This is a genomic window from Chromobacterium subtsugae (genome assembly GCF_035919665.1).
Taxonomy (GTDB): Bacteria; Pseudomonadota; Gammaproteobacteria; order Burkholderiales; family Chromobacteriaceae; genus Chromobacterium; species Chromobacterium subtsugae.
Genome location: NZ_CP142381.1, coordinates 139,489 through 152,163, shown reverse-complemented (window position 1 = coordinate 152,163; position 12,675 = coordinate 139,489). Strand labels below are relative to the sequence as shown.

Below are 12,675 nucleotides of genomic sequence, written 5' to 3'. Positions count from 1 at the left end.
GGCCCCAGACAACCCAGCATGCAAAAAGCGCCACGGCCTGGCGGCGGTGGCGCTGGATTAGGGAAGGCGCGGGGTATCAGTCCGCGTACTGGCGCTTCATGCGTTCGCGGCGCTCTTGCGCCTCCACCGACAGCGTGGCGGTCGGGCGCGCCATCAGGCGTTTCAGGCCGATGGGTTCGCCGGTGTCCTCGCAGAAGCCGTAGGAGCCGTCGTCGATCTGGCGGATGGACGCCTGGATCTTCTGCAGCAGCTTGCGCTCGCGGTCGCGGGTGCGCAGTTCCAGCGCGTATTCTTCTTCCAGCGTGGCCCGGTCGGCGGGATCGGGTGTCGCTTCCTGTTCCTGCAAATGGTTGGCAGTGGCGTTGGCGTTTACCAGCAACTCCTGCTGCATTTGCAACAACCGGTCCTTGAAGAACTCAAGATGGTCGGCGTTCATGTAATCATCGCCTTCCCAGTTGAGGATATCCTGTTCGGTCAGTTTAGCCATGTTTGGTGCTTCCAGCATAGAGTTGGCAACAGGCGGAGAAGATTACCGGCGGGCCAATGTTTGCGCAACTGTCTTGAGCTTGAAATCCAAATAATCACCCACTGCCGCTAACATTCGGTATAGCCCGGTTTCGCACCGATAACAAGCTCGCCCATTTTGGGAAACGTAATCAGAGTGCGGGTTTCGACCGGATATTCCCATACAAGTTCAAAGGCGGCTTTTGCCGCCTTTGAATTGAGGCAAGCCTGGTTGCGGACTTGCCGCACACAGACAATGCCGGTGTTTATTTCTGGCTGAGCACCCATTTGACCAGCGCCTTCAGGTCGGCGTCGGGAATATTCGGGTGCGGGGTCATCGGGATCGGGCCCCATACGCCGGAGCCGCCGTTTTTCACCTTGGCCATCAGCATCGCCTCGGCGCCTTTCTGGCCGGCGTATTTCTTGGCGACGTCCTTGTAGGCCGGGCCGACGATCTTCTTGTCCACCGCGTGACAGGCCGTGCAGCTGTACTTCTGGGCCAGTTGCAGGCTGGCCATCGCCGGCGCGGCGGCCAGGCCCAGCAGCAGGGCGGCAAGCAGGGTCTTTTTCATGTGATTCTCCCTATCGTTTCACGTGGCCGCCGGCCAAAACGGCCGGCAGCTGTCCAAAAGTATGACAAATAACCCGCTTTACTGGAGTACGACCTTGAGTTGGGTCAAGAAGCCTGCTTCCAGCGCCTGCACCGGCAGCATCATGATGACTTGGATGATCAGCAGCAGCACCAGCGGCGACAGGTCGACGCCGCCCACCACCGCGCGGCGGAACGGACGCAGGAACGGCCGGGTCAGGCTGTCCAGCACCGGCGCGATCGGATTGTAGGGGTTGACCCAGCTGAGCACCGCTTGCACCACCACCGCGCCCATCAGCAGGGTCAGCGACTGCTTGAACACTTCCAGCACCGACAGCAGGAACAGCGAAACCCACACCTGCGGGAAAGCGAACACCTCGGGCAGCGAGCCCAGCAACAGCCTCAGGATATTGGCCAGCAGGCAGACCAGCCAGGCCAGCAGCAGGGTGGCGGTGTCGTAATTCCGCACCGAGGGCACCAGCTTGCGCGTCGGCAGCACCAGGAAGTTGGTGGCGGCCATCACGAACTGGCACAGCGGGTGCTTGAACGGCGCGCGCGCCACCTGCAGGTAGAAACGCAGCAGCAGCACCAGCACGAACAGGCCGGACAGGGTCTTGATCAGGAACTGCAGGGTATCGACAAACATGATTTCGGCTTACTCCTGGCTGAGTTGTTGGCCCATTTCGATTGAACGCTCGCGGCAATCCATCGCGCCGGCGACGATGGCCGCCTTGACGCCCTCGGCTTCGAAGCGGGCGATGGCGCGCTCGGTGGTGCCGCCCTTGGACATCACGTTCTGCCTGAGCGTGGCCACCGGCAGCGGGCTTTGCCGCGCCAGCTCCACCGCGCCGTCGAAGGTCGCCAATGCCAGCTCGCGCGCCTGGGTCTCGCTGAAGCCGGCCTTCACGCCGGCCTCTATCATGCTTTCTATGAAATAGAACACGTAAGCCGGGCCGCTGCCGGACACGCAGGTGATGTCGTCGATGCCGGTTTCGTCGTCCAGCCAGACGGTGAGGCCGGCGGCGCGCATGATGGTTTCGGCGGCGGCGCGGTCGGCCGCGGGCACGGCGGCGTCGGCGTACAGGCCGGACACGCCCTTGCCGACCATGGCCGGGGTGTTGGGCATCACCCGCACGATGCGCGTGCTGCCCAGCCAGCGCGCCAGCGCGTCCAGGCGGATGCCGGCGGCGATCGACACCACCAGCGCGCCGTCAAGCGCAGGCGCCAGCGCCAGGCACAGCTCGCGCAGCTGCTGCGGCTTCACCGCCAGCACCACCACGTCGTCGGCGGAAAAGCGTTCGGGCAAGGTCTGGCCGCCGCTGGCGCCGAAGTCGGCCGCCAGCCGGTCTATTTTGTCCTGCTGATGCTCCACCACATGGATGCGGTGGCCGCCCTGGCGGGCCAGGCCGCCGATGATGGCGCCGGCCATATTGCCGCCGCCGATGAAAGTGATGCGCATGATGCTGTCCCCTTGCGATTGCGGCTCCCGGCCCGGCCGGGAGCCGATGTTTATTGCGGCTGGCCGCGCCGGCCGAAGATGGCCGAGCCCACCCGCACCAGGGTGGCGCCTTCGGCCACCGCCAGCTCCAGGTCGGCCGACATGCCCATCGACAGCGTGTCGAGCGGCAGGCCTTCGGCGCGCAGCCCTTCGGCCAGCGCGCGCAAGGCGGCGAACTGCGCCGCCAGCCTGGCTGCGTCGGCGGTCGGCTCCGGTATGCACATCAGGCCGCGCAGGCGCAGGCGCGGCAGCGCCGCCACCGCTCGCGCCAGCGCCGCCGCCTCTTCGGGCGCGCAGCCGCTCTTGCTGGCCTCGCCGGACACATTGACCTGCACGCAGACGTTCAGCGGCGGCAGAGAGTCCGGCCGCTGCGCCGACAGCCGTTCGGCGGTTTTCAGCCGCTCTATCGAGTGCGCCCAATGCGCGAGTTCGGCGACGATGCGGGTTTTATTCGACTGCAGCGGGCCGATGAAGTGCCATTCTATCGCCAGGTCGGCCAAGGCTTCGCACTTCTGTTGCAATTCCTGCACGTAGTTTTCGCCGAAGGCGCGCTGGCCGCAGGCGTAGGCTTCGCGCAGGTCGGCGGCGGGGAAGGTTTTGCTCACCGCCAGCAGCGCGGCCGCGTCCGGCGCGCGTCCGGCCTGGCGGCAGGCGTCGGCCAGCCGCGCGCCGACCTGGCGCAGCCGGGTGGAAAGGGTGTCTGTCATGTCGTTTTTGTCCGTTAGCCTCCGCGACGGGGGATATCCGGCTGTCCGGCCAACGCATACAATGCATTGCAGGACCGGCCATGCCAGCGGGGAATCGGCGGCGGCGATGTCATCGAGGAGAATTATATGGAAATTTCCGAGCTCCTGGCTTTTACCGTCAAGAACAAGGCCTCCGACCTGCACCTGTCGGCCGGCTTGCCGCCGATGATACGGGTGAACGGCGACATCCGCCGCATCAACCTGCCGCCGCTCGACCACCATGACGTGCACGACATGGTGTACGACATCATGAACGACTACCAGCGCAAGATCTTCGAGGACGTCTACGAGTGCGACTTCTCGTTCGAGCTGCCCGGCATCGCCCGCTTCCGCGTCAACGCCTTCGTGCAGAACCGCGGCATGGCGTCGGTGTTCCGGGTGATTCCCAGCAAGGTGCTGTCGCTGGAACAGCTGGCGGCGCCGAAGATCTTCCAGGAGATCGCCGGCTATCCGCGCGGCCTGGTGCTGGTGACCGGGCCGACCGGCTCGGGCAAGTCCACCACGCTTGCGGCGATGATAGACTATGTCAACGAAAACGACTTCTCGCACATTCTTACCGTGGAAGACCCGATCGAGTTTGTCCACGAAAGCAAGAAAAGCCTGATCAACCAGCGCGAGCTGGGCTTGCAGACCCAGAGCTTCGCCAACGCGCTGAAAAGCGCGCTGCGCGAGGACCCCGACGTGATCCTGGTCGGCGAGCTGCGCGACCTGGAAACGATACGGCTGGCGCTGACCGCGGCCGAAACCGGCCACCTGGTGTTCGGCACGCTGCATACCAGCAGCGCCGCCAAGACCATAGACCGCATCGTCGACGTGTTCCCGGCCGGCGAAAAGGAAATGGTGCGCTCGATGCTGTCGGAATCGGTGCGGGCGGTGATCGCCCAGACGCTGCTGAAGTCCAAGGACGGCCAGGGGCGGGTGGCGGCGCACGAGATCATGATAGGCACGCCTGCGATCCGCAACCTGATCCGCGAAAACAAGATCGCGCAGATCAACTCGATGATACAAACCGGCCAGCAGCACGGCATGCAGACGCTGGACCAGTGCCTGGCGGAGCTGGTGCGGCGCAATATGGTGTCGCCGGGCGAGGCGCGCGCCAAGGCCAGCAACAAGGATTCGTTCTGAAACCGCGCTTTTGGCAGAAGGCCGCGGCCGCAATCTCCCGCTGCGAATGGCGTCGGCGGGCTAGACTGGAAGCAGTTTCACGCAGGGTAAGCCGCCATGGAAAAAGACCAGGCCTCCAAATTCATCCATGATCTGCTGAAGCACGCGATCGGCAAGAACGCCTCGGACATCTTCATTTCCGCCGAATTTCCGCCGGCGATGAAGATAGACGGCAAGATCACGCCGGTGGCGCCGCAGCCCTTGTCCGCGCAGCAGAGCAAGGAGCTGGTGCGCGCCATCATGAACGACCGCCAGACCGAGGAGTTCGAGGCGAAGAAGGAAGCCAATTTCGCGATCAACCCGCCCGGCATCGGCCGCTTCCGCGTCAGCGCCTTCGTCCAGCAGGGCATGGTGGGCATGGTGCTGCGCAAGATCAACACCGACATCCCCAACTTCGACCAGTTGAACCTGCCCGAGGTGCTGAAGGACATCGCGCTGATCAAGCGCGGCCTGGTGATCTTCGTGGGCGGCACCGGCTCCGGCAAGTCCACCTCGCTGGCGGCGCTGGTGGACTGGCGCAACACCCACAACCAGGATCACATCATCACGGTCGAAGACCCGATCGAATACGTGCATACCCACAAGAAGTCCATCGTCACCCAGCGCGAGATCGGCGTCGACACCGAAAACTGGGAAGTCGCGCTGAAGAACACGCTGCGCCAGGCGCCGGACGTGATCCTGATGGGCGAGATCCGCGACCGCGAAACCATGGCCTACGGCCTGCAGTTCGCCGAAACCGGCCACCTGTGCCTGGCCACGCTGCACGCCAACAACGCCAACCAGGCGCTGGACCGCATTCTCAACTTCTTCCCGGAGGAGCGCCACCAGCAGGTGCTGATGGACCTGTCGCTGAACATGCGCTCCATCATTTCGCAGCGGCTGGTGCCGCACAAGTCCGGCCGCGGCCGGGTGGCGGCGGTGGAGATCCTGCTCAACAGCCCGCTGGTGTCGGACATGGTGTTCAAGGGCGAGATCGCCGGCCTGAAGGAGGTGATGGCGCGCTCGCGCGAGGCCGGCATGCAAACTTTCGACCAGTCGCTGTTCGAGTTGTTCGAGGCCGAGCTGATCACCTACGAGGACGCGCTGCGCAATGCCGACTCCATCAACGACCTGCGCCTGAGAATCAAGCTCTACAGCGAAAGCGGCCGCAACCGCGACCCGCTGGAGGGCATCGACCACCTGGATATTGTCTGAACGGCGCCACGCCATAAGCCATCATGCATTTTGACGCCTCTACCACCGTATTGATCATCGAAGACTCCCACACTGTGCGCCAGGGTCTGCGCACCATGCTGTCCATGGCCGGCATCACCCGCTCGGAAGCCGTCAGCAACGCCAGCGAGGCGCGCAACCGCCTGCGCGGCAAGCCTTACGACGTGGTGCTGTGCGACTACAACCTGGGCGAAGGCATGGATGGCCAGGAATTGCTGGAAGCCATGCGCAAGGGCGGCAACCTGCCCTTGGCCACCATCTGGATCATGATCACCGGCGAACGCCACTACGAAAGAGTGGTGGCCGCCGCCGAGATGGCGCCGGACGACTACATCCTCAAACCGTTCGCCTCGCAGCTGCTGCTGGACCGGATGAACCTGGCCGGCCAGCGCAAGGCCTTTCTCGCGCCGGCGCACAAGCTGCTGTCCGCCGGCAAGGTGGAGCAAGCGATCCAGGTGTTGCAGCAGCTGGCGCGCGAAACCTCCAACCCGCAGTACCGGCTGGACGCGCAGCGCCTGGCCGCCGAATTGCTGGTCAACGAAGGCCGCCAGGGCGAGGCGCTGTCCATCTACCAGGAGCTGCTGACCCAGCGGGTGATTCCCTGGGCCAAGATGGGGGTGGCGCGCATCGTCGCCGAGCAGGGCGAAAGCCAGGAATCCAACGCGCTGCTGCGCGAGATCATCGCCGAAGCGCCGCGCTATACCGACGCCTACGACCTGCTGGCGCAAAACCTGATCGACGACGGCCAGTACCAGACCGCCGCGGTGGTGCTGGAGAAGGCGGTGGCGATCTCGCCGCGCAACTTCAACCGGCTGAAGAGCTGCGGCACCGCGCTCTTGCGCTGCGGCGACCCGACCAAGGCCGCCGACTACCTGCAGCGGGCGGTGGAAGTCGGCCGCAACAACAATTTCTTCGGCCCCGACGTGCTGGTGGACCTGCTGCAGGCCTATAGCGAAAGCGGCCAGACCCAGCAACTGGACCGGCTGCAGGCGGAAATCTCCAGCCGCATGGACGAGTTGCCCGGCGGCCAGCTGACGATGGCGGTGTGCCGGGCGCTGACCGCGCTGGCGCAGAAGCGCCCCAGCGACGCGCTGGCCCAGTTGCAATCGGTGGCGGAAGACCTGCGCGCCCGCGAAACCGACTTCCCCAGCGCCCAGCGCTTCCTCGCCGCCGCGGTGCGGCTGCCGGCGGAAGTCAACAGCGAGCTGCCGCCGCAGTGGGCGCACAGCATCGCGCTGCGCTTCGCCGACGGCCGCCACGAGCTGGGCACGCTGCTGGAGATCGCGCATAAGCACGAGGCCTGCCACGGCGCCATCGAAACCGCCTACGACACGCTGCAGACCGAAAGCAACAAGGCGGTGGAGCTGGCCAGCACCGGCAAGCTGGAAGAGGCCGCCGCCATGCTCTACCTGCTGTCGCAGAAGACGCTGAACGAGCGCATCAGCATGAACGCCTGCGCGCTGCTGCTGCGCACCTGCGAAAGCCGCAGCAAGGCCGGCAAGCCGTACCCGGAGGAAGACCGCCAGGTGCTGCAGCTGATGCACTGGCTGCCGCAGGACAACGAGCGGGTGCGCGGCTTCATCCGCCGCCACCATGCGCTGGACCCGGAATGCGAATGAGCGCGCCGCCGCGGCGCGGCAGGCTAGACTGGTAGCAATCGACGCCGGGTCCGCCCGGTCCGCCATCCACCCCGCCGCGGCCGCCGGCCGCCGGCACCCGCGAGGCTGTCCATGGCTTTCAAGGCGAACACCACGGTATTGATCGTCGACGACGCGCTGACCATGGCCCAGGGCATCCGCGCCATCCTGGCCATGGCCGGCGTCACCCAGTCCGAAACCGCCAGCCACGCCGGCGAGGCCAGCAACCGCCTGCGCGCCAAGCGCTTCGACATCGTGCTGTGCGACTACAATCTGGGCAGCGGCATGAACGGCCAGGAGTTGCTGGAACTGATGCGCAAAAGCGGCACGCTGCCGCTGTCGACGCTGTGGGTGATGATCACCGGCGAGCGCAATTACACCCAGGTGGTGACCGCCGCCGAGACCGCGCCGGACGACTACTTCCTCAAGCCGTTCAGCTCGCAGCAGCTGTTGGACCGGCTTGAGCTGGCGCTGCAGCGCAAGGCTTACCTCGCGCCGGCGCACCGGCTGCTGGAGAAGGGCAAGACCGAGCAGGCGATCCAGACGCTGCAGGAATTGGCGCAGCAGGCCGACAGCCGGCAAAGCCGGCTGGACGCGCTGCGGCTGCGCGCCGAGCTGCTGGTGAGCGAAGGCCTGTACGAGCCGGCGCTGCAGGTTTACCAGGGGCTGCTGGCGCAGGAGGAGATTCCCTGGGCCAAGATGGGGGTGGCGCGCATCCTGGCCGAACAGGGCGACAGCTCCCGCTCCAATGTCCTGCTCGACGAGGTGATCGCCATCGCGCCGCGCTACACCGACGCCTACGACCTGCTGGCGCAGAACATGGTGGACGACGGCGCTTACCAGGAAGCGGCCGCGGTGTTGGAAAAGGCGGTGGGCATCTCGCCGCGCAACTTCACCCGGCTGCACAACTACGGCAAGGCGCTGCTGCGCAGCGGCGAGGCGGCGCGGGCGGCCGACCAGCTGCAGCGCGCGGTGGACATCGGCCGCAACAACGCCTTCTTCGGCCCGGAAGTGCTGGTCGACCTGATGCAGGCGCGCAGCGAAAGCGGGCAGACCCAACAGCTGGACCGGCTGCAGAACGACATCTCGACCCAATTGGGCAAGCAGCCCGGCGGCCAATTGATGCTGGCGGTGTGCCGGGCGATGGCGGCGCTGGCGCAGCAGCGGCCGGAGCAGGCGCTGGGCCAGCTGGAGGAGGGCGCGGAATGGCTGCGGGCGGCGGAAACCACTTTCGACGGCGCGCTGCGCTTTTTGGCGGCGACGGCGCGGCTGCCGGCCGGCCAGGCCGCCGCGCAGGCGCCGGAATGGGCGCGCGTGATCGCCTTGCGCTTCGCCGACGGCCGCCACGAGCTGGGCAGCCTGCAGGAGGCCGCGCGCCAGCATCCGGCCTGCCTGGCGGCGATCAGGACCGCCTACGACGAGCTGCAGGGCAAGAGCCAGGCGGCGCTGGAACTGGCCAACCAGGGGCAGCTGGAGGCTGCCGCCGACATGCTGCGCCGCGACGCGATGGCCACCCTCAACCAGCGGCTGGGCATGTATGGCTGCGCGATGCTGCTGCGCATCTGCGAAAACCGCCAGCAGGCCGCGCAGGACTACGCCGACCCGCTGCAGGATCTGCGCCAGCTGCTGCAATGGCTGCCGCAGGACAACGAAAGGGTGCGAGGCTTCGTCAGGCGGCGGCAGGCGCTGCTGCGCCCGCGCGCCTGAAATGGTCCATGCGCGTCTTCCTGGCCTGTCTGCCGCCGCCCGGCTGTCTGCCGCGGCTGGCGCAGTGGCAGCGGGCGATGCAGCGCGAGGCTGGCGGCCGTTGCCTGCCCTTGCCGCAGCTGCATCTGACCCTGGCGTTCCTGGGCGAGCTTGGCCCGCTGGCCCTGCAGCGCGCCGCCGATTGCGCCGAGCGGGCGGCGGCGGACCTGCCGGCCAGCCTGACGCTGGATTGCCTGGGCAGCTGGGAAGGCGGAATAGGCTGGTGCGCGCCCGCGGCGGCCGACGCGGCGCTGCAGGCTTGGGTGATGGCGCTCAGGCGGGATTTGCGCGCGCAGGGGCTGCGGCTGGACGCGCAGCCGTTCCGGCCGCATCTGACGCTGCTGCGCAAGCTGCGACAGCCATTGCCGCCGCAGACTGTGCCGCCGTTGCGGCTGGCGCTGCGCGAGCTGGCGCTGATCGCGTCCAGCCTGAGTGCCGACGGCGCGCGCTACCAGCGCCTGGACGGTTGGCGCGGCGGCGCGGCTCGCTAGCCGGCGCAGGTCTCGGTCAGGCGGACGCGTCCGCCGCGCCGGCATCCCAGCGCGCCGCGGCTTCGGCGTCGCTGTCGCGCGCCTCCACCCAATGCCGGCTGCCGTCGGCGAGGATCTCGCATTTCCAGAACGGCGCCTGCTGCTTTAGATAGTCCATCAGGAAGGAGGCGGCTTCGAAGGCGTCGCTGCGGTGGCTGCTGGCCGCCACCACCAGCACGATGGGGTCGCCCAGCGCCAGGCGGCCGACGCGGTGGATCAGCGTCACGCCCTTCAGCGACCAGCGCTTGCGCGCCGCGCAGACGATGTCGGCCAGCGCCTTTTCCGTCATGCCTGGGTAATGCTCCAGTTCCAGCGCCACCACGTCCTGGCGGTCGCCGTAGTCGCGGACCAGGCCGGTGAAGCTGACCACCGCGCCGCAGGCCGGGTTGGCCGACCAGCGCCGCACCTCGGCGCCGACGTCGAAGGCCTCGGCCTGCACCCGGATATGGTTGATCGTCATGTCAGCCTCCGGTCACCGGCGGAAATACCGCCACTTCGTCGCCGTCGGCCAGCGGGGTGTCGCCGCTCGCCATGTCCTGGTTGACCGCCACCCGGAAGGTTTGCCCGGCCGCCAGCGCGCGCGCCCACTCGCCACCGCGTTGGCGCAGCTCGGCCAGCAGCTCGGCCACGGTGGCGGCCTCGCTGTCCAGTGTTTCCGAATCCAGCCCCAGCGTGTCGCGCAGCCGGGCGAAATACAGCATGTTCAATTGCATCGTGCGATCTTTCCTGTAGGCGGCCGGCAGCGGCCGCGCCTCGATGGGGCTAGTGTAAGCAATCGGCGCCGGCCAGCCAATGCCGGCGCTGGCCTAGGGTTTGGGCGGCCGGTCGCGCAGGGGGTCGTACCACATCGACTTGTCGTTCAGCGGCGCGCTGTCGGGCAGCAGCGGATTGGCGAACGGGATCAGCCGGCGTTCGCTCATCCGCGCCTGGCGCAGCGCGTCGCGGTGGTATTTCCAGAAGATGGCGTCGAAGCTGCCGTCGGCGCGCATCCGCGCCAGTCCCAGCCGCAGGCGTTCCGCCAGCGCGGGATCGTCGCGGTTGCAGAAAAAGTAGTAGGGCCACGGGTAATAGAACAGCAGGCGCTGCTCGACCTCCAGATTCGGGTATTTGCCGTGGAAATGCCGGTATTCGTCGAATACCTCCAGCACGCTGCGCGGCAGCAGGTCGAAGCGGCGCTGGCTTAGCATGCCGAACAGCATGTCGTAGCGGCCGGTGCTGACCCGCAAGTCGGCGGCCTGGTAGACCTTGATGTCGCCCCAGCCCTTGCCCTGGCCGATCAGGAAGCGGCCGAGGTCGGTGCGGCTATGCACCTGGTCGAATTCCGGCTGGCGCTTGCCGTCTATCAGCGCGATGCGGTAGCCGAGCAGCCCCTTGCGCAGGTCCACCCGCACCGGCAGCAGGTTCAGCTCGCGCGCTTCCGAGGTGGAGCTCCAGGCGACGTTGACGGCGTGGCCGCGGCGCAGCTCTTCCAGCGAGCGCTCTTCGTCCATCGGCCAGCTGCTGGGCTGCAGCGTGTAGGGGCCGTAGGCGTCGGCGGTTTTGTCCAGCGCGGCGCGCAGCAGTTCGCGGATGTCGTCGTAACGGAACGCGTCGGCGCTGTCGCCGGCCGGGTACACCACGCGCATCGGCTCGGCCGCGAGGACGGCCGGCGCCAGGCAAAGCAACAGCAGCCACCGCCACATCGCCGCTCTCCCTCGGGAATGTCACTCCATTCAGCATAGCCGCGCCGATGGCGGCTGGCGGGCGGGCATAAAAAAACCCGCCTGGACGGCGGGTCGGGCAGAAAGCATGGCTTCCGCTTGCCGCGGCGGCTGGCTTGAGCGCGGCGGGGCGAGCAAAGATGTCATGCGAAACCCTTTCCTGAAATGACAAATGAATTATTGCAGCAAGCGCCGCGCGCCGCAAGGCTTTTTACAATAGCCCTACAAACCGCGGCGGCATTCATCGCCGGGCGGGCTCAGCGCACGATCTGCGCGAGCTGGCCTTTCAGGTAGAGATTGGCCATGGTGTCCAGATTGATGGCCTTGATCTTGCTGGCCTGGCCGCAGGCGCCGAAGGCTTCGTAGCGGGCGATGCAGATGTCGCGCATCGCGTCGGTGGACACCTTCAGGTATTTGCGCGGGTCGAATTCCTTCGGGTTTTGCGCCAGGAAGCGGCGGATGGCGCCGGTGGAGGCCAGGCGCAGGTCGGTGTCGATATTGACCTTGCGCACGCCGTGCTTGATGCCTTCGACGATTTCTTCCACCGGCACGCCGTAGGTTTCGCCCAGGTCGCCGCCGAATTCGTTGATGATCTGCAGCCACTCCTGCGGCACGCTGGACGAGCCGTGCATCACCAGGTGGGTGTTGGGGATGCGGGCGTGGATTTCCTTGATGCGGTCGATGCGCAGCACGTCGCCGGTGGGCTTCTTGGTGAACTTGTAGGCGCCGTGGCTGGTGCCGATGGCGATGGCCAGCGCGTCCACGCCGGTGTCCTTGACGAAGCGGGCGGCTTCTTCCGGGTCGGTCAACAGCTGGCTGTGGTCGAGCACGCCTTCAGCGCCGACGCCGTCTTCCTCGCCGGCCATGCCGGTTTCCAGGCTGCCCAGGCAGCCGATCTCGCCTTCCACCGACACGCCGCAGGCGTGGGCGAAGTTGACCACGGTGCGGGTGACGTCGACGTTGTAGCCGTAGTCGGCCGGGGTCTTGCCGTCGGATTTCAGCGAGCCGTCCATCATCACCGACGAGAAGCCCAGCTGGATCGAGCGCTGGCAGACGTCGGGGCTGGTGCCGTGGTCCTGGTGCATCACCACCGGGATGTGCGGGAATTCTTCCACCGCCGCCAGAATCATGTGGCGCAGGAAGGGCGCGCCGGCGTATTTGCGGGCGCCGGCCGAAGCCTGCACGATCACCGGCGCGTCGACCTTGTCGGCGGCTTCCATGATGGCGCGCATCTGCTCCAGGTTGTTGACGTTGAAGGCCGGCAGGCCGTAGCTGTACTCGGCAGCGTGGTCCAGCAGCTGACGCATAGAAACGAGTGCCATGAAATTCTCCCTCATGGGCTTCGCCGG

At 66.7% G+C, this 12,675-nt stretch carries 14 protein-coding genes; 5 read left to right on the top strand and 9 right to left on the bottom strand.

Features of this window, described 5'->3' with window-relative positions; genetic code table 11:
* Window positions 1-76: 76 nt before the first annotated feature.
* The 5 genes from dksA to U6115_RS00680 all read right to left on the bottom strand — a co-directional run bounded on the left by dksA (window position 77) and on the right by U6115_RS00680 (window position 3,298).
* Window positions 77-487, bottom strand: a complete 411-nt coding sequence (dksA, locus tag U6115_RS00700) for an RNA polymerase-binding protein DksA (protein ID WP_021478430.1) — start codon at window positions 485-487, stop codon at window positions 77-79.
* A gap of 283 nt (window positions 488-770) precedes the next feature.
* Window positions 771-1,076 carry a c-type cytochrome gene (locus tag U6115_RS00695; RefSeq protein WP_043572841.1) on the bottom strand — a complete coding sequence of 102 codons (306 nt, stop codon included), beginning with the start codon at window positions 1,074-1,076 and terminating at the stop codon, window positions 771-773.
* 78 nt (window positions 1,077-1,154) lie between these two features.
* A complete protein-coding gene (locus U6115_RS00690) occupies window positions 1,155-1,739 on the bottom strand; it encodes a YggT family protein (RefSeq protein ID WP_043572839.1) in 585 nt (194 codons plus the stop codon).
* 9 nt (window positions 1,740-1,748) lie between these two features.
* Window positions 1,749-2,552, bottom strand: coding sequence for a pyrroline-5-carboxylate reductase (gene proC, locus U6115_RS00685; protein ID WP_043572836.1), 804 nt, complete (start codon window positions 2,550-2,552; stop codon window positions 1,749-1,751).
* 50 nt (window positions 2,553-2,602) lie between these two features.
* Window positions 2,603-3,298 carry a YggS family pyridoxal phosphate-dependent enzyme gene (locus U6115_RS00680; protein WP_043572834.1) on the bottom strand — a complete coding sequence of 232 codons (696 nt, stop codon included), beginning with the start codon at window positions 3,296-3,298 and terminating at the stop codon, window positions 2,603-2,605.
* A gap of 126 nt (window positions 3,299-3,424) precedes the next feature.
* Between U6115_RS00680 and U6115_RS00675 the strand changes: the two genes are divergently transcribed.
* The 5 genes from U6115_RS00675 to thpR all read left to right on the top strand — a co-directional run bounded on the left by U6115_RS00675 (window position 3,425) and on the right by thpR (window position 9,587).
* Window positions 3,425-4,462 (top strand): type IV pilus twitching motility protein PilT, encoded by a 1,038-nt coding sequence (locus U6115_RS00675; protein ID WP_043572832.1) that lies wholly within the window; start codon window positions 3,425-3,427, stop codon window positions 4,460-4,462.
* 96 nt (window positions 4,463-4,558) lie between these two features.
* Entirely contained in the window at window positions 4,559-5,695 is a 1,137-nt protein-coding gene (locus U6115_RS00670) for a PilT/PilU family type 4a pilus ATPase (RefSeq protein WP_043572830.1), read from the top strand.
* A 23-nt stretch (window positions 5,696-5,718) separates the two neighbouring features.
* Entirely contained in the window at window positions 5,719-7,332 is a 1,614-nt protein-coding gene (locus U6115_RS00665) for a response regulator (protein ID WP_052257934.1), read from the top strand.
* A gap of 111 nt (window positions 7,333-7,443) precedes the next feature.
* Window positions 7,444-9,057, top strand: a complete 1,614-nt coding sequence (locus U6115_RS00660; RefSeq protein ID WP_043572828.1) for a response regulator — start codon at window positions 7,444-7,446, stop codon at window positions 9,055-9,057.
* Between the two features lie 8 nt (window positions 9,058-9,065).
* Window positions 9,066-9,587 carry an RNA 2',3'-cyclic phosphodiesterase gene (gene thpR / locus U6115_RS00655; RefSeq protein WP_043572826.1) on the top strand — a complete coding sequence of 174 codons (522 nt, stop codon included), beginning with the start codon at window positions 9,066-9,068 and terminating at the stop codon, window positions 9,585-9,587.
* 16 nt (window positions 9,588-9,603) lie between these two features.
* On the opposite strand, the gene moaE is transcribed toward thpR, so the two are convergent.
* From moaE to fba, 4 genes are all read right to left on the bottom strand, one after another.
* The gene (moaE, locus tag U6115_RS00650; RefSeq protein ID WP_043572825.1) at window positions 9,604-10,086 is read right to left on the bottom strand and encodes a molybdopterin synthase catalytic subunit MoaE; all 483 of its coding nucleotides are present in this window, start codon (window positions 10,084-10,086) and stop codon (window positions 9,604-9,606) included.
* 1 nt (window position 10,087) lies between these two features.
* A complete protein-coding gene (gene moaD, locus U6115_RS00645; RefSeq protein WP_043572823.1) occupies window positions 10,088-10,339 on the bottom strand; it encodes a molybdopterin converting factor subunit 1 in 252 nt (83 codons plus the stop codon).
* Between the two features lie 93 nt (window positions 10,340-10,432).
* Window positions 10,433-11,308, bottom strand: coding sequence for a type 2 periplasmic-binding domain-containing protein (locus U6115_RS00640; RefSeq protein ID WP_043572821.1), 876 nt, complete (start codon window positions 11,306-11,308; stop codon window positions 10,433-10,435).
* Window positions 11,309-11,583: 275 nt separating this feature from the next.
* The gene (gene fba, locus U6115_RS00635; RefSeq protein WP_043573101.1) at window positions 11,584-12,648 is read right to left on the bottom strand and encodes a class II fructose-bisphosphate aldolase; all 1,065 of its coding nucleotides are present in this window, start codon (window positions 12,646-12,648) and stop codon (window positions 11,584-11,586) included.
* Window positions 12,649-12,675: the final 27 nt, after the last annotated feature.